This is a genomic window from Natrinema versiforme (genome assembly GCF_005576615.1).
Taxonomy (GTDB): domain Archaea; phylum Halobacteriota; class Halobacteria; order Halobacteriales; family Natrialbaceae; genus Natrinema; species Natrinema versiforme_A.
The window spans coordinates 430,634-445,093 of record NZ_CP040330.1 but is presented as its reverse complement, the minus strand read 5'-3'; the positions used below and the strand labels follow the sequence as shown (position 1 = coordinate 445,093).

The 14,460-nt window shown below is 65.8% G+C and carries 17 protein-coding genes; 8 read left to right on the top strand and 9 right to left on the bottom strand.

All coding sequences use genetic code 11. The features are described from left to right. Positions 1-39: 39 nt before the first annotated feature. The 3 genes from FEJ81_RS24505 to FEJ81_RS02140 form a co-directional block, all read right to left on the bottom strand. The gene (locus FEJ81_RS24505; protein WP_463605659.1) at positions 40-147 is read right to left on the bottom strand and encodes a DUF7563 family protein; all 108 of its coding nucleotides are present in this window, start codon (positions 145-147) and stop codon (positions 40-42) included. Positions 148-302: 155 nt separating this feature from the next. Continuing rightward, entirely contained in the window at positions 303-1,199 is an 897-nt protein-coding gene (locus tag FEJ81_RS02145) for an acyltransferase (RefSeq protein ID WP_138243718.1), read from the bottom strand. Between the two features lie 130 nt (positions 1,200-1,329). After that, a complete protein-coding gene (locus FEJ81_RS02140) occupies positions 1,330-1,539 on the bottom strand; it encodes a hypothetical protein (RefSeq protein ID WP_138243717.1) in 210 nt (69 codons plus the stop codon). A gap of 127 nt (positions 1,540-1,666) precedes the next feature. Between FEJ81_RS02140 and FEJ81_RS02135 the strand changes: the two genes are divergently transcribed. Next, complete coding sequence (locus tag FEJ81_RS02135) at positions 1,667-2,722, top strand: aldo/keto reductase (RefSeq protein ID WP_138243716.1); 1,056 nt, start codon at positions 1,667-1,669, stop codon at positions 2,720-2,722. A 30-nt stretch (positions 2,723-2,752) separates the two neighbouring features. Here the strand turns inward: FEJ81_RS02135 and FEJ81_RS02130 are convergent, their stop codons facing one another. Then, positions 2,753-3,028: a hypothetical protein gene (locus tag FEJ81_RS02130; RefSeq protein WP_138243715.1), complete on the bottom strand. Its 276-nt coding sequence runs from the start codon at positions 3,026-3,028 to the stop codon at positions 2,753-2,755. A gap of 211 nt (positions 3,029-3,239) precedes the next feature. Here FEJ81_RS02130 and FEJ81_RS23650 point away from each other — a divergent pair, with 211 nt between their 5' ends. The 4 genes from FEJ81_RS23650 to FEJ81_RS02110 all read left to right on the top strand — a co-directional run bounded on the left by FEJ81_RS23650 (position 3,240) and on the right by FEJ81_RS02110 (position 5,456). After that, positions 3,240-3,374, top strand: a complete 135-nt coding sequence (locus FEJ81_RS23650) for a DUF7560 family zinc ribbon protein (RefSeq protein WP_138243714.1) — start codon at positions 3,240-3,242, stop codon at positions 3,372-3,374. 156 nt (positions 3,375-3,530) lie between these two features. Further along, entirely contained in the window at positions 3,531-4,517 is a 987-nt protein-coding gene (locus FEJ81_RS02120; protein ID WP_138243713.1) for a bile acid:sodium symporter family protein, read from the top strand. 110 nt (positions 4,518-4,627) lie between these two features. Next, entirely contained in the window at positions 4,628-5,080 is a 453-nt protein-coding gene (locus tag FEJ81_RS02115; RefSeq protein ID WP_138243712.1) for an NUDIX hydrolase, read from the top strand. 112 nt (positions 5,081-5,192) lie between these two features. After that, positions 5,193-5,456 carry a hypothetical protein gene (locus FEJ81_RS02110; RefSeq protein WP_138243711.1) on the top strand — a complete coding sequence of 88 codons (264 nt, stop codon included), beginning with the start codon at positions 5,193-5,195 and terminating at the stop codon, positions 5,454-5,456. Between the two features lie 31 nt (positions 5,457-5,487). Here FEJ81_RS02110 and FEJ81_RS02105 read toward each other — a convergent pair whose 3' ends face one another. Together FEJ81_RS02105 and FEJ81_RS02100 are read right to left on the bottom strand one after the other, a co-directional pair. Continuing rightward, the gene (locus FEJ81_RS02105; RefSeq protein ID WP_138243710.1) at positions 5,488-6,927 is read right to left on the bottom strand and encodes a ribonuclease FAU-1 family protein; all 1,440 of its coding nucleotides are present in this window, start codon (positions 6,925-6,927) and stop codon (positions 5,488-5,490) included. Beyond that, positions 6,924-7,301 (bottom strand): DUF7532 family protein, encoded by a 378-nt coding sequence (locus FEJ81_RS02100; RefSeq protein WP_138243709.1) that lies wholly within the window; start codon positions 7,299-7,301, stop codon positions 6,924-6,926. The genes FEJ81_RS02105 and FEJ81_RS02100 overlap by 4 nt, the downstream gene beginning before the upstream one ends. A gap of 337 nt (positions 7,302-7,638) precedes the next feature. Between FEJ81_RS02100 and FEJ81_RS02095 the strand changes: the two genes are divergently transcribed. Beyond that, entirely contained in the window at positions 7,639-8,952 is a 1,314-nt protein-coding gene (locus FEJ81_RS02095) for a dicarboxylate/amino acid:cation symporter (RefSeq protein WP_138243708.1), read from the top strand. An 81-nt stretch (positions 8,953-9,033) separates the two neighbouring features. Beyond that, a complete protein-coding gene (locus tag FEJ81_RS02090; RefSeq protein ID WP_138243707.1) occupies positions 9,034-10,056 on the top strand; it encodes a PrsW family intramembrane metalloprotease in 1,023 nt (340 codons plus the stop codon). Between the two features lie 61 nt (positions 10,057-10,117). Here the strand turns inward: FEJ81_RS02090 and FEJ81_RS02085 are convergent, their stop codons facing one another. After that, complete coding sequence (locus tag FEJ81_RS02085; protein ID WP_138243706.1) at positions 10,118-10,723, bottom strand: riboflavin synthase; 606 nt, start codon at positions 10,721-10,723, stop codon at positions 10,118-10,120. 122 nt (positions 10,724-10,845) lie between these two features. Here FEJ81_RS02085 and FEJ81_RS02080 point away from each other — a divergent pair, with 122 nt between their 5' ends. After that, the gene (locus FEJ81_RS02080) at positions 10,846-11,103 is read left to right on the top strand and encodes a DUF7533 family protein (RefSeq protein WP_138243705.1); all 258 of its coding nucleotides are present in this window, start codon (positions 10,846-10,848) and stop codon (positions 11,101-11,103) included. A gap of 276 nt (positions 11,104-11,379) precedes the next feature. Here the strand turns inward: FEJ81_RS02080 and FEJ81_RS02075 are convergent, their stop codons facing one another. Together FEJ81_RS02075 and FEJ81_RS02070 are read right to left on the bottom strand one after the other, a co-directional pair. After that, positions 11,380-12,543, bottom strand: coding sequence for a M24 family metallopeptidase (locus FEJ81_RS02075; protein ID WP_138243704.1), 1,164 nt, complete (start codon positions 12,541-12,543; stop codon positions 11,380-11,382). Then, entirely contained in the window at positions 12,540-14,417 is a 1,878-nt protein-coding gene (locus FEJ81_RS02070) for a UvrD-helicase domain-containing protein (RefSeq protein ID WP_138243703.1), read from the bottom strand. The genes FEJ81_RS02075 and FEJ81_RS02070 overlap by 4 nt, the downstream gene beginning before the upstream one ends. Positions 14,418-14,460 lie beyond the last annotated feature (43 nt).

Here is a 14,460-nt window from a genome sequence, read left to right as displayed (position 1 = left end):
GCGGTCCGATTCGCGCCGTACCGTTTTTACCGACCGGTCCTACCGCCCGTTCTGACACCGCGGACACCAGTCGACGGCTCCGTCCTCACCGTGTGCGCGAGCGAAATCGTACGAAACGGGATTGCCGCAGGTCCTACAATGTGGCATAGAGAGTCACTACGGCAACGCACTGGCGGTCGACTACTGAACGACTCGCCTGCACTTGCAACGGCTCTGGTGGGGTACGCTCGAGGACTGTCACAGAAGGATTCGATCGGCGCTCGCCGCTCACCGGAGTGCGGGCAGTTCGAGACGAAGCGATGCTACGGCTGTTGGAGATCGCGCTGGAACTCGTCGAAGACCTCGAAGTCGTCGGGAAGGTCGTACTCGCGGTGGCGCTGTTCCTGCCGGTTGGTGCCGGCGTCGTCGATCGGCGTGGCGGTGTCCTCCCAGCCGGGTTTGATCTTGACGCTCTTGGCGGGCATTCCGATCGCGATATGGTGGGCGGGGATGTCGTGTTGGACGATGCCGCGCGCGCCGACGATGGCGTTTTCGCCGACCTTACAGCCGGCGCGGACCATCGCGTCGTAAGTGAGCCGGACGTCGTCCTCGACGATGGTGTGGTAGTTGCGAACCTCGGTCTGGTCGACGACGTCGTGGTCGTGGCTGTAGATGTGGACGCCGTCGGAGATCGAGACGCGGTCGCCGATCGTGAGTTTGCCACGGTCGTCCAGATGGACGTCGTCGTGGATGACCGTGTTGTCCCCGATCGTGATGTTGTGGCCGTAGGTAAACGAGATACCCTTGAAAAAGCGACAGCCGTCGCCGCAGTCCTCGAACAGGTGGTCGGCGAGCATCCGTCGGAATCGCAGCGCGAACTCGACGTTGTCCGCGATCGGCAGACTGTCGAACTGCCGCCAGAGCCACTGGAGGTGTTTCGAGCGGCGGAACTGTTCCTCGTCTTTCTCGGCGTAGTACTCACTCTCGAGGGTCGTGTTACAGGGATCGTAGCTCTGTAGGCGGACGCGCTCGGCCGCCGAGACCGACTCGCCACGCTGCCAGCGTTCGTAGGCCTCGCGGTCGCCCGAGAGGTCGATCAGGACGTCCTCGACGACCGAGCAGGTGTCCTCGTCGCCCGAGAGCCGTCGATCGACCTCGTCGATGAACTCACGCATCCCCGCTTCCGCCTCCTCGGGGAGCGACACGTACCGCTTTGTCATACCTCGAGATATTGCCCGCCGAGTTGATAGGGGTTCGGTTGTCCGGATGCGGTTGCCGGACCCGCTGGCGTGCGGGCGCAGGGTACCGTCACGGTCGGGTCGCGAGTGGATCCGCGCCGCGTCGTCGGTCTCACTCCCGCTCGGACTGCCAGCCGGAGAGGAGCAACGCGGGCAGTGCGAGCGCGCCGATCACCAGCAGGCCCCCGCCGACGACCGCGCCGACCGTGACCTGGTCGACGGGGAACGCGAGCGCCCTCGCGGCGAGGAGCCCGAGCGGAACGATAACGAGGAGGACCGCCAGCAGGATCAGGGTGGGGTTCCGGACGCGAGAGTCGGCCATACACGAACGTGTCAGTCGAGACCCAAGAGCGGTTCGACTCGAGCCGGCGGCCGAAATCCCGAACCCGTTCGGGCCGCTGCTCGAGCGTTCCGCACGCCATAAGTTTCCCCGCTTCGAAGGGTCGTCCATGCAACACAGCGAACTCGGCGACTCCGGAGTCGAGGTCAGTGAGATCGGTTTCGGCGCGTGGACCGTCGGCACCGACTGGTGGGGCGACCGCTCGGAAGACGACGCGATCGAGATGCTCCAGTACGCCGTCGATCAGGGAATTACCTACTTCGATACCGGCGACGTCTACGGTCACGGCCGCAGCGAGGAACTGGTCGGGAAAGCGCTGAGCGAGATCCGCGACGAGGTCACGATCGCGACCAAGGTCGGCTACGACTTCTACGACAACCCGCAGGCCGGCCACGGGGAACTCCCGAAGGAGATGGACGCCGACTATCTCCGCGAGGCCGTCCACAAGAGCCTCGATCGACTCGGGCTCGAGTCGGTCGACGTGCTCCAGCTCCACAACGCCGACGTCGAGGAGATCACGCCCGACATCCTCGAGTTGCTGGACGAACTCGAGGAGGAAGGGACGATCGAGGCCACCGGCCTCGCGCTCGGCCCGTCGATCGGCTGGCTCGCCGAGGGCGATCTGGCGATCGAGGAGGAGTTCGACTCCGTTCAACTCGTCTGGAACATGCTCGAACAGGAGGTCGGCGACCACTTCCTCGAGACGATCGAGCGAACGGGCTCGTCGACGAGCCTGATCCCCCGCGTCCCGCATTCGTCGGGCATCCTCAACGAGCAGGTCACCCCCGAAACCGAACTCGGCGAGGGCGACCACCGCGGCTTCCGTCCCGAGGAATGGTACGAGACCGGGTGGGAGAAACTCGAGAAACTTCGGTTCCTCGAGCGAGGCGGCGAGCGGACGATGGGGCAGGCGTCGATCGCGTGGCTTCTGAGCCACGACCCCGTCGCCACCGTGACGCCCACCTTCCGCACGAAGGCGGACATCGACGAGTGGGCGGCCGCAAGCGACGTGCCGAAGCTCTCCGAGGAGGAGATGAGCCGCGTCGCGGAACTCTACGAGAACGACTTCGGCATCGATCGCGACGACGGCATGGACTCGCTGCGCTCGTCGGTCGACGGCGACGACATCGAGTCGGCCGGGCTCGACAAGCTCGCGGCCGACTGATCGGAACGACTCGAGGCCTGGGCGGCCGACTCACTCGGCGTTCGAGTCGGACTCGGTGAGCCTGAACTCGAACTCCAGTTGCCCGTCCGTCCTCACGTTCACCCCGCCGAGGCGGTCCGCGAGCTGCTCTCGGGCTCGAGAACTCGGTTCGACGGTGACGGAGACGCTGTTGCTGTTGGCGTTGTACGTGATGTTTCCGACCGCGACATCGAACTCGAAACACTCCGGAATCTCCGCTCTGAGCTGTGATCGCACGTCGCCGACATCCGCGCGGACGTCGGCCATCTCTTCGTTTAGCGTGCCCATTTCCGGTGATAGATGGTAACATGGCTTAATCGTTCAGCCTGAACTGTCCGGCGTCTGAATTTGGGGGATGATGGCGCACGGAGCCGAGTTGACCGCGGAGTCACCGGCCCGCCGTCGCTTTCCGCTCCTATATACGTCCCTCCATATCTGGGTATCTCCCCTATCGGAACCCAGTCCGTAGGAACAGGTGTCGAGCACACCATCTAGACCCATGAAACCGTACGAATTCATCTGCCCGGATTGCGGCCGTGAGATCCCAGTAACCGACCCGATGCTCGAGGCGACGTTAGCTAACGGCTGTCCCGTCTGCGGGCGGTCGGTCGCGGAAAGCCACTTCGCGACCTGATCCCGTCGTGACCGGTCGCCGTTCGATTCCCATCGCGACTAGCTACGCTTCGGCGAAACGACCGGCCGAAAACGGCCTCGAGCGCCCGGAAGCCGTAGTATTGATATACCGCACTTACCGACGGGTGAGCATGTCTCCCACTGTGGTGAGAATCGAATGAGTTGGCAACGGACGCTGGAACGGATCGGAACGGTCACGAGCAAGTACTTCGTCCTCTGGGTGCTGATCGTCTCCCCGCTGGCGCTCTACTCGCCGGAGACGTTCACCCCGATCGCGCCCTATATCACCCCGCTGCTGGGCATCATCATGCTCGGTATGGGGCTGACGCTGACTCCGGCTGATTTCCGCCGCATTCTCGAGCGGCCGCAGGACGTCGCCATCGGGGCGATGAGCCAGTGGCTCCTGATGCCGACGATCGCCTACATTCTCGTCTTCGCGCTTGGACTGCCCGAAGAGATCGGGCTCGGACTGATCATCGTCGGCGCGGCACCGGGCGGGACCGCCTCGAACGTGATGACCTACCTCGGTCGCGGCGATGTCGCGCTGTCGGTGTCGATCACTACGGTGACGACGATCGCTGCGCCGCTGGTGATGCCGGCGTGGATCGTCCTGCTCGCGGGCGAGTCGATCTCGGTCACGTTCGGCGAGATGGCCACCTCGATCGTGAAGGTCGTCTTGCTCCCGGTCATCGGCGGGCTCGTGTTGCGCTACGTGCTCGACGAGTACGCGCCGGCGGTCGCACAGGCCGGGCTGTCGATCTTCCCGGCGATCAGCGTGGTCGCCATCGTCGCCATCGTTGCAGCCGTCGTCGGCCTCAACGTCGAAACGATCCTCGCCGCGAGCGCGCTCGTCTTCCTCGCGGTCGTCCTGCACAACGGCCTCGGACTGGGGTCCGGCTACGCCATCGGGCACGCGGCGAACATGGCCGAAGACCGGGCGCGAGCGTGCGCGTTCGAAGTGGGCCTGCAGAACAGCGGACTGGCGGTCACGCTCGCGACGGTATACTTCAGTCCCGAGGCCGCGTTGATTCCGGCGCTCTTCAGCGTCTGGCACAACGTCTCCGGGCCGGCGCTGGCGACGCTCTTTACCTATCTCGACGGTGACGCGCCCGTCGCGGACGACGCGCCCGTCGCCTCTGACTGACCGCGCAACGCTCGTCGATCGACCGCCGAACCGATCTTCCGACTTCCTTAAGGTCATTTAATGACCCCTATGATAGGTTTTTACGCGAGAACGGTGTGGTAGGTTGTACCATGAGCGACGTAACCTACGTCCAGAAGGCCTGTGCCTACATCACTCGCGACACGGGCGAGTTACTGGTCTTCGAGGGACCGGGCCACGACGGCTTACAGATCCCCAAAGGAACGCTCGAGTCGGGCGAATCGCCGCGCGAGGCGCTGTTCAGGGAAGTCCTCGAGGAGAGCGGACTCGGGTCGTTGAACGGGACGAGACATCTGACGACCGATATCTGGACGCGACGCGAGGGGAGACGCTATGTGCGTCACTTCTTCCACTCGACGGTCCACGAACCGCGCGACCGCTGGACCCACACCGTCACTGACGGCGGCGGGGAACACGGCTCCGAGTTCGAGTTCCGCTGGATCCGCCCACGGGCCGCGGGGGAGTTCGCGCTCGATCTCGACGAGTACGTCGGCTTGCTCCCGACCGCCACCGGGACCGAGACGGTCGCGAGCGTGTCGGACTGACCGCGATTCGATTTGACCGCCGTTCGATCGCCCACTGCGACAGCACCGACCGGCACCGCGAGTTCGGTCGACAGCCAGAAGAGCTATATCGATTTCGCCGTGTTCCCGGGGTATGACCCTCCACCGCCGGAAATATCTCAGCGTCACTGCTGAGGCGCTCCACCCCGGAACGACCGTTCGCTACTACTACCGGACCGGCGACTCGCTGGCCACCGTCGTCGAGCGAACCGACCGCCTCGTCACCTTCGTCGGTGAGGACTGCGACGGCCGGTTCACGCACGGCCAGATCGACCGGCTGTTCGCGGACGGCCGCCTCGAGATCGTCCTCGACGACCGGATTCACACGCCGGCGGACGACCGGTCAGAAAACGCATAGGCGACGAAACTCGGTACCCGCCTCGAGTCGGTCAGTTCGAGAGCGCGCGCTCGACCGCTTCGGCCACGTCCATCGCTTTCTCGCCTAACTCCTCGGTAACCAGTCCGTCGTCGACGGCGGCCTCGAGTTCGTCCGCGTCGACGATTTCGACCGTGCCGTCCCCCTGACGGATCACGTCGACGTAGAGGTCGACGTATCGCACACAGTCAGGAAATAGTTCAACGGGGGTACAGACGTTGACGTAGGTTCCCTTCGAGGTACCGTCGGCGGCCTTGTACGTCGTCGGATACCACCAGCGGCCCTCGCGGAACTTCGTCACGGCCACGTCGCCCGACTCCTTTGCGACGCCGAGCGCGTCGTAGCTGCCGCCCCCGCGCATGGAGCGCTCGAGGGTCACCTTCCCCTCGGGGTCCCACTCGGTGACCTCGCCGCGACCCAGCGAGATGAGCCGGCCGTCGGGTTTACCGTGGCCGATCTCGAGGCGATCGCCCTTCGTCGGGCCGAACTGGCGGGCGACCGCGGCGAAGGGGAACTCGCCGTTCCCGCTCCCGTCGCCGCTGCCGACCGAGTCGCAGACGGCCTCCGCGAAGTCGACCGCCGCGCTCGCGGCCCGGTCGGCGGCCTTCGACCGGTGATGGCCCGGCATCGTCGTCTCGACCCGCCGTCGGACGCCGTCCAGCGCGAACCGGGACTCGCGGCCGAACCAGCACCACTCGGTCCGCCGGGGCGTGGCGAGCAGTCCCGGCTCGCCGGGGCCGTCCGGCGCGTCGGCGAGCGCGTCCTCGAGCACCCGCGCCCGACTCACCGCGTCCTCGAGCGCGGTGCCCATCGCCGCGAGGTCTGCGTCGGTCGCGGCGTGTTGCCAGCGCAGTCCCCACCCGTCGGGCACGTCGACCGAGAGCAGGTCGGTCATGCCGACCAGTTCCTCCGCGCGCTCGCCCCGCAGCGCCGCCGAGATACCGGTCCGGTCCTTCGAGAGCGTACAGAGGCCACCCTGCACCTCGAGCGCCGGTCGCACGAGCGGGCGGTCGTCGTCCCACGGCGGCGCGGGTTCGTGAACCTGCACCCGGTACCGGTCGCCGGCGTCCACGTAGCCGTCCGCGTCGTCGTAGTTGAGATAGCCGCGCTGACCGTCGCCGAGATCGACCACTGCACCGCTGCCGCCGGCGGCCTCGAGCACCTCCGCGTCGAAGACCGCGCCGCGAGGGATGTCGTCGTCCCAGCGGAAGGCGTCGATCGCGAGGGCCGCGAGTTCGCCGGCGACCGTCTCGACCGCGTCGGGGTCGCCCGAAATCTCGACGCCCTGCCGGTCGCGGGTCGTCTCGATTGTCGCGTCGGCCGGCGCAGCGTCGAACGACTGGTCGAAGCGGTCCCGAATCGGCTCGGAGGCCTGGACGACCTCGCAATCAGCCTCGCTCAACAGCTGGGTGACGGCCGTCGTGTAGATGCCCCGGACTCGAGCCGTCGTCATCGCAGGATGTCGCGGTCGGCGGCGAACCGCACCCGATCGTTGATCGTCGGCCCGAGCGAGAGTTCGACGTAGTCCTCGTCTAAAATCCGGCCGTCCTCGACGGAGACGCCCCACGTCTCGAAGCGGAGCCAACCGCGCATCTCGTCGGCGTGGGTCGTCAAGTCGGCGTAGTCGACCTCGTGTTCCGGATAGTCGGAACTCGAGTGGGCCATGTCCATGTCGGAGTAGACGGTGTCGTGGTCGGCGAAGAACTCCTCGAGGGCCGCCGCGTCCTCGGCGACGGCCTCGACGACCGCCTCCGAGGCGGCCCGGAGATCGTCGGTCTCGAGGCCGACATCGCGAAGCGCCTGCTGGGTTCGCTGGTCGAAGTGCATACCCGCCGATTGGGCCGGGAGGCCTTTGATAATTCCGAGTCCGCGCCGTCTATCGAAGTGATCGGTTCTTGTGAGCCCATGATAGTCGAGCCGGCCGCATTTTGTCGCCGTCCTAGAAACGGTGGAGGGGTGCTGTCAGAATCCCAGTCAGCCCGCGATCGAGTGAGTGGGACGTTCCGTTCGTACAGGATCTCCGCCACCAACGTTAATTCCTATACAAATATTAGCAAACATACGGAAATAGTCTAGAATGTCAATTCCCACCATCAAATCCGTATATACCAATCGAATGGTTCGGTATCGGTGTTTTTATTGATCGTGTGTTTCGACAGAGGATATAGCAATGGCAATCCGGCAGCTCTACGATCAATATCGATCCGTTCCCATTATCTACCGCATCGGTGTCGCGTTCGTTCTTGGCTCACTCTTCGGCCTGACGGTCGGGGAACCGGCGACGCGGCTTGAGCCGCTCGGCGATCTCTTCGTCCGGCTACTTCAGATGATCGTGATTCCGATCATCGTTTTCACGCTTCTCATGGGCGCTAGACGGCTCTCGCCGTCGAACCTCGGAAAGATCGGCGGGCAGGTCATAACGCTGTATCTGGCCACGACAGCGATCGCGATCGCTGTCGGGCTGTTCGTCGCTAATCTCATCAATCCCGGGACCGGACTGGAGGTGGCCAACGCGAGCGTCGAGACCAAAGAGGCTCCCGACATCGTCGAGGTCTTCATGAACATCGTGCCGACGAACCCGATTGGGGCGATGGCGAACGGCGACGTTCTCCCGACGATTTTCTTCACGATCGTGTTCGGACTCGCGCTGGCCTATCTACAAGACGAGTACGACGTCAGCTCTGCCGTCCACGAGGGCACCGAAACGGTATTCGAACTCGCGGAAACCGGCGCGGAAGCGATGTTCAAGGTCGTCTGGGGCGTCATGGAGTACGGCGTGATCGGCGTCTTCGCCCTGATGGCGACAACGTTCGGTAACGCGGGGGTCGACGCGATCGCGCCGTTCGCCAAACTCATCGGCGCGCTCGCGATTGCAGTCGGACTCCACATCGGCATCACCTACCTGCTGATCATCCAGTGGGGGCTGCTTCGGGAGTCTCCGGTCGATTTCCTCCGTGGCAGCAAGGAAGCGATGGTGACCGCGCTCTCGATCCGCTCCTCTAGCGGGACGCTCCCGGTCACCATGAACGACGCCGACGAGAACTTCGGTGTCGACGAGGAGGTCTACAGCTTCTCGCTGCCGCTGGGCGCGACGATCAACATGGACGGGACGGCGATGTATCAGGGCGTCGCGGCGGTCTTCGCTGCCAACATGGTCGGACAGACCCTGACCATCGGCGAACAGCTCACCGTCGTCACGACGGCCCTCCTCGCGAGCGTCGGCACCGCTGGCGTTCCCGGGAGTGGACTGATAATGCTCACGATGGTCCTCACGCAACTCGGCCTCCCGCTCGAGGTCGTCGGAATGGTGGCGGGCGTCGATCCGATCCTCGACCGCCTGCGGACGATGAACAACGTGACCGGCGACTTGGCCGTCACGACGCTCGTTGCCGGCTGGAACGACAAGATCGACCGCACGGCTACCGTCTGGTCGGCGGCGGACATCCCGGACTCGGCATCGAGTGCGGACGACGACTGAGTGCGGCCGTCGGACACTGAACGGGTACTGTCCGTCGCCGGTTGCCGAACCTATACCGGGCCGGCGCGTATACACACGGCCATGGAGCGCAGGCGCGACCCGGTCGAACGAGCGGAGGAGCGAAGCGGCGACGGATCGAGAGATCTCTACGACGTCTCGACGTGGGAACCGCGATCGATCCCGGATCTGTTCGCGTACACGCTCTACAACGCGGTCAGCTACGGGTTCCGGGCGATCGTGTTGTTGATCGCGCTCGCGATCACGCTCTCCCTGCTCGTCTCGCCGGCCGCGCTCGTCCTCGAGGATCCGTACCTCGCCGGTTTCTTCGCGCTGTCGGTCGTCCCGGCAGGGCTGCTCGCGGCCTATATCTGGTACGCCGATATCACGACGAGCGAACCGCTTCGATTGGTGGTCGTGACCTTCCTGCTGGCGATCCTGTTCGCGACGTTTGCCGCGGTCGTCAACTCCGTCACGCAGCCGTTGTTCGGCGTCGGGTTCCTCGGTAGCCTCCTCTTTTTCTACCTGATCGTCGGCCCCATCGAGGAGAGCGTGAAGCTACTCGCCGTGCAGGTGTTCGCCTATCGGAGCGATAGCTTCGACGCGGTCATCGACGGCGCGGTCTACGGGGCCGTCGCCGGACTCGGCTTCGCGGCCATCGAGAACGCGATCTACATCGGCCGCGTCGTCGGCGAGGCAGACCCCGAAGCGGGCCTCCTCACCACTGCGGGCGGGATCGCGACGGTTCGGGCGCTGGCGGGTCCCGGCCACGTCATCTACTCCGCGATCGCGGGCTACTACCTCGGGCTGGCGAAGTTCAACCGGGAGTACGCCGGCCCGATCGTCCTCAAGGGGCTGCTCGTCGCCGCCTTCGTCCACGGGACGTACAACGTCACGGTCGGGATCGCCCCCGAGATCATCACCAGTTTCCTCCCGATCGGCACCGGGCTCGCGTTCGTCGGCTACGTGATCGTCTACGACCTCGCAATCGGCTACTACCTCTACCGGAAGATCGCTCGCTACCGCCGGACCTACCAGTCGGTCACGAACGGCGTCGACGGCGACTCGCGACCGGAGTTGACCGAGTTCGAGCCGCCACAGCGCTGATCGAGGACGGTGGCGACGGCCGAGGAACAGGACCGAGAGTGAGAGAAGGCGAATTAAGCCGTCAGTCGAACCGCGCCTCGAGCAGCCGTTCGACGTACTTCGAGAGCACGTCGACCTCGAGGTGGACCGGATCGCCGGGTTCTTTCTCCGAGAGCGTCGTCAGGTCGTAGGTCGTCGGGATAATGGCGACGGTCACCCGCCCGGTTTCGGTGTCGAGATCGGCGACGGTGAGGCTGATCCCGTCGAGCGTGATCGACCCCTTCTCGACGACGTAGCGGCCGTACCCCTCCGGGAGGTCGAACTCGAAGAACCAGTCTTCATCTATCGACTCGACGTTCCTGACGGTCGCGACCGCGTCGACGTGGCCCTGCACGACGTGACCGTCGAACCGGCCGTCGGCCGGCATCGCTCGCTCGAGGTTGACCGTCTCGCCCTCGGCGAGGTCGCCGAGATACGTCCGCTCGACGGTTTCGGTCGCCAGAAAGACCTCGAACCACTCGCCGTCGGCGTGCTCCTCGACCGTGAGACACGCGCCGCTGACGCTGATGCTCTGGCCGTAGTCGAGCCCCGTCGCGACCTCGTCAGCCCCGATTCGCAGCCGGAGGCCGTCCTCGGTGCGCTCTCGAGCGACGATCTCGCCGGTCTCCTCGACGATTCCCGTGAACATACGTACAGGTGGCGGACGACGGGGGAAAGCCGTTCCGGGTCCGTCCGTGCTCGCTCCGGCCCGCGTCGATCCGAGCGTGAGTCGTCGTCGCGTTTTTGGTCGTCCCCCGCGATCATCCACTAATGGCCGGCATTATCGATACGATCAAACTCGCGGGCACGCTCGTCTTCGCGCTCCCCGCGGCGATGGCCGGGATCGGGCTTCTCAACGGCGATCGGCCGCTGTTCGGCGGGGCGCTCATCGGACTCGCGATCGGGCTCGTGGTGATCCAACACTGGCTGACGATGCCCACCGATATCCCCGAGGTTCTGGCACAACGGGTCGTCGGAACGGTCACGAAAGAGCCGGACGCGGAGCCGGAACCCGACGACGAGCGGTAGCGCCGCGGGAGCGCGAGCGATTCGATCCGCCAATCGATTCAGTTCGATGGCGCGCGCTGTGGCGCGGTGAGGAGTGCGAGGCGCGAGTGTACCGAGCGCCTCGGAAAGCGAACGGCGACCGCAGGGAACCGTGAGCCACTGACGAACCGCGACACGACTCTGTGCGAGGTCTTCGCGAGTAACACGAGCGAATGGCTCGGAAGACGAGCGTACGTGTTCACCGGGAAATCGCCCGGGATCTCTGCTATCGGGACTCGAGTCCCACCGACGCGAAAATCAGTCGAGCAGTGCCGTCGGCGAGAGCGACTGCGACGGCGCCGCCAGCCAGTCCGGCCGCTCGCCCTCGTCGGTGACCGCCATGACGTCGGCGATCCGGATCCAACTGTCCGCGTTCACTCGAGCGGCCACGTCGAGTCGCACGACGGTCCCGGGACCGATCTCGTCGCCCCCGGCAACGGGTCGTTCGCGCGGCTCGAGGCCGACGCCCGCGACACGCGTTTCGATCGCGTCGCCGTCGCTGAACCCGAACGAGCGAACCTCCGCCTCGAGGTCGGCTTCGACGGCGGTCACGGACTCCGTCCCGGCGGTCAGCATCGACCGCGCGGAGCGAAACGACTGCGTGACGCCGACGTGAACCCGACGCTCCCGGCCGCCGTCACCGTCGACGACGAGCGTCCGAGCCAGGCCGCCGTAGTAGCCGGCCGGCCCGCGAGGCGCGGTCTCGAGGACGATCGGGTCGCCGGGCCGGAGCGGCGCGTCGGCATCGGCGCTCGAGCCGGGAGTGACGACGGTGTTGCCGGCCGGAAAGGCACCCGCACCGACGACGGCCTCGTCGATCGCAGTCCGGAGCCGGGCGGGTGTCAGCGGGTCGGGGCCGCCGTCGCTCGCATCTATTGCGAGTCCCCCGTCGACGACTGTCGCGTCGGCGAGTACCGCCGCCGCCCGCCGGATTCCGGCGCCCGCCGCCCGCTGGGCGGTCGCAACCGCCTCCCGTTCGCCGGCCGTCTTCGTCCCTCGAGCGCGTTCGAGGGCGTCCGTCGACGCCAGTTCGAAACCCGCCTGCTCGAGATAGAGCGCGGCGTCGTGTGGCACTCGCGGGGGCGTCAGAATCGTTCCCTCGAGGCCGCGGTCGGCGAGCGCCGACGCGAGTCGCTCGGCGGGATGGCCGCGCTCCGCGTCGGCCGCCGAGCGGACGAGCCACTCGCCTGCGGTCCCGTCGTAGGCGACGGCGGTCAGTTCGGTCACCGGATGCGGGCAGCTGTATCGGATTCCCGGATCGCGATCGGTACCGGCGTGGACGAACGCGGCGGAATCGCGGTCCGCGAGCGCCCTCGAGACGACTGTCGTCGCGCGGTCGCGCCGCTCGCGACCGTCAACCGTACTGTCGCTCTCCGGAAGCCGAGCCCCGCCCGCGACGCCGCGTTCGTTCCCACCGGTCACGGCGCTTCGGCTTCGGCCTCGACCTCGTCCGCATCAGCGTCGGCGACCGGTTCCTGGGCCTCCTCGATCAGTTCCTCGAGGGTCGAATCGGTCAGCTGATTCCGGAGCAGCACGTCGATCGGCAGCGTCGGCGCGCCGTCGACGAGGTTCTCGAGCAGGACGAGCCGTTCGCGGGCCCGGGACATCCCGACGTAGAAGACGCGGCGCTCGTTGTCGGTCAGCACGGGAACCGGCGAGGTGGTCTTGGTGAACTCCTCGCAGTTGGGGACGTCGGTGGGGTCGTCGACGGTGGCGACCATCTGCTCGACGACCTTCTCGGTGAGGTCGGTGCCGACGAAGACGTGGTCGGCCTCGCGACCCTTCGCGGAGTGGATCGTGCCGACGCGGACGCGGTCGGTTGCCATCCCCTTGTACTCGCCGATGGCAAAGTACGAGCGGATGCTCTTCTTCTGGAAGTTCGTGACTTTGCGGAGCATGTCGGCCGCCGACCCCGGGCCGGGCATGAACGGCGCGTGGTCCTCGATGACCTCCGCGGGGATCATGAGCTGCTCGAGGTCGTCGATCCCGGCTTCCTCCTGTCGATCGTCGATCTCGTCGAAGAGGGCGTCGCGATCGTTGGTGCCGAAGGCGGACTCCTGTAGCATGTCGGCGAGCCGGCGGGCCTGCAGGCCGGTGACGTCCTCGCCGGCGTCGATGGCCTCGACGGCGCGGACGTACTGGGTGAGCCGGTCAGTCCACATCCGCTGGTCGGTCAGCGAGGTGAACGGAACCCCTTCGGTGATGAACTCGTCGATAAACTGGAACATCTGATAGCGAGCCCGGAACAACACCATGATGGTGCCGTCGCCTTCGACGAGTGTGCGTCGAACCATCCGGACCACGTCGAGCATCGAGCCGTTCGTGCGCGCCTCGACGGCCCCGCCTTCGGTCCGCGGCTTGAGGTCCTTGTCTTGGCGCTGGTCGATGTGGCGGATCTCCTTGTTGACCGCGTTGAGCACGTTCGACGGCAGTCGGTAGGAGTTCGGAAGGATGACGTCCTCGTCGACCTCTTCCTCGAGGAGGAGCGCGGGGTCGGCACCCTGCCACGAGTAGACGACCTGGTCGTCGTCGCCGGCGATCAGGACCTGTTTCATGTGTGGTTTCCACTCCTCGTAAACGTCGTACTGTAGCGTCGTGATGTCCTGGAACTCGTCGATCACCAGATAGTCGACGCTGGGCAGCAGCGAGCGCTGCTGGACCCGCTCGAGCATGTCCGCGAAGCCGATCTTCCCGTTGTCACCCTTGTAGGAGCGCCACGCACGGATCGCCTCGGGGACGTCGATCCGGTCGTCGTCGCTGGGCCAGGTCGGCGTGTACTTGTTGCCCTCCTGTGCGTTGGGGTCGATTTCGGGCGGCAGTCTGACTTCCTCCTCGTCCCACTGGAAGGGGACATCGTACCAGTCGGTGACGTCGCGGCTGGTCCGCTGGAGCCACTGGCTCGTCGCGATAACCTTGTTGCCGATCGTCGTCGACCGGGCGGTCCGGCGGCCGGCACCCGAGTACTCGTCCTCGTACTCGATGCCGTACTCGTCGCAGAACTCCTCCTTATCGGATTCGCCGATCACGTCGCTGCGAGAGAGATCGAGCAGTTCGTAGGCCTTGGCGTGCATCGTACAGACGTTTCCCTGCAGCGCACGCGGGCTCTCGTCGAGCCGCTCGGCGAGCCGCTCGCGAACCTCTTGGGCCGCCGCTCGCGTATACGAGACGACGAGAATGTCGCGGAAGGTGACACCGTCCTGCTCGAGAATTTCCTCGACGTGGTCGAGAAGAGCGGTCGTCTTCCCGCTCCCCGGACCACCGAACAGGCGGGTAACCGTCGTATCCGTCGTAGTCATTGTAGCGATACAAGGGCGCGACACCCATAAGTGACGTGGGTTT

What these genes read in the sequence shown, in the direction of transcription:
- FEJ81_RS02070 (WP_138243703.1), bottom strand. Translation starts at nt 14,417, where the DNA reads ATGACTACGACGGATACGACGGTTACCCGCCTGTTCGGTGGTCCGGGG.
- FEJ81_RS24505 (WP_463605659.1), bottom strand. Translation starts at nt 147, where the DNA reads ATGCCACATTGTAGGACCTGCGGCAATCCCGTTTCGTACGATTTCGCT.
- FEJ81_RS02120 (WP_138243713.1), top strand. Translation starts at nt 3,531, where the DNA reads ATGAGTTGGCAACGGACGCTGGAACGGATCGGAACGGTCACGAGCAAG.
- FEJ81_RS23650 (WP_138243714.1), top strand. Translation starts at nt 3,240, where the DNA reads ATGAAACCGTACGAATTCATCTGCCCGGATTGCGGCCGTGAGATCCCA.
- FEJ81_RS02100 (WP_138243709.1), bottom strand. Translation starts at nt 7,301, where the DNA reads ATGCACTTCGACCAGCGAACCCAGCAGGCGCTTCGCGATGTCGGCCTC.
- FEJ81_RS02105 (WP_138243710.1), bottom strand. Translation starts at nt 6,927, where the DNA reads ATGACGACGGCTCGAGTCCGGGGCATCTACACGACGGCCGTCACCCAG.
- FEJ81_RS02115 (WP_138243712.1), top strand. Translation starts at nt 4,628, where the DNA reads ATGAGCGACGTAACCTACGTCCAGAAGGCCTGTGCCTACATCACTCGC.
- FEJ81_RS02135 (WP_138243716.1), top strand. Translation starts at nt 1,667, where the DNA reads ATGCAACACAGCGAACTCGGCGACTCCGGAGTCGAGGTCAGTGAGATC.
- FEJ81_RS02110 (WP_138243711.1), top strand. Translation starts at nt 5,193, where the DNA reads ATGACCCTCCACCGCCGGAAATATCTCAGCGTCACTGCTGAGGCGCTC.
- FEJ81_RS02085 (WP_138243706.1), bottom strand. Translation starts at nt 10,723, where the DNA reads ATGTTCACGGGAATCGTCGAGGAGACCGGCGAGATCGTCGCTCGAGAG.
- FEJ81_RS02140 (WP_138243717.1), bottom strand. Translation starts at nt 1,539, where the DNA reads ATGGCCGACTCTCGCGTCCGGAACCCCACCCTGATCCTGCTGGCGGTC.
- FEJ81_RS02090 (WP_138243707.1), top strand. Translation starts at nt 9,034, where the DNA reads ATGGAGCGCAGGCGCGACCCGGTCGAACGAGCGGAGGAGCGAAGCGGC.
- FEJ81_RS02130 (WP_138243715.1), bottom strand. Translation starts at nt 3,028, where the DNA reads ATGGGCACGCTAAACGAAGAGATGGCCGACGTCCGCGCGGATGTCGGC.
- FEJ81_RS02080 (WP_138243705.1), top strand. Translation starts at nt 10,846, where the DNA reads ATGGCCGGCATTATCGATACGATCAAACTCGCGGGCACGCTCGTCTTC.
- FEJ81_RS02145 (WP_138243718.1), bottom strand. Translation starts at nt 1,199, where the DNA reads ATGACAAAGCGGTACGTGTCGCTCCCCGAGGAGGCGGAAGCGGGGATG.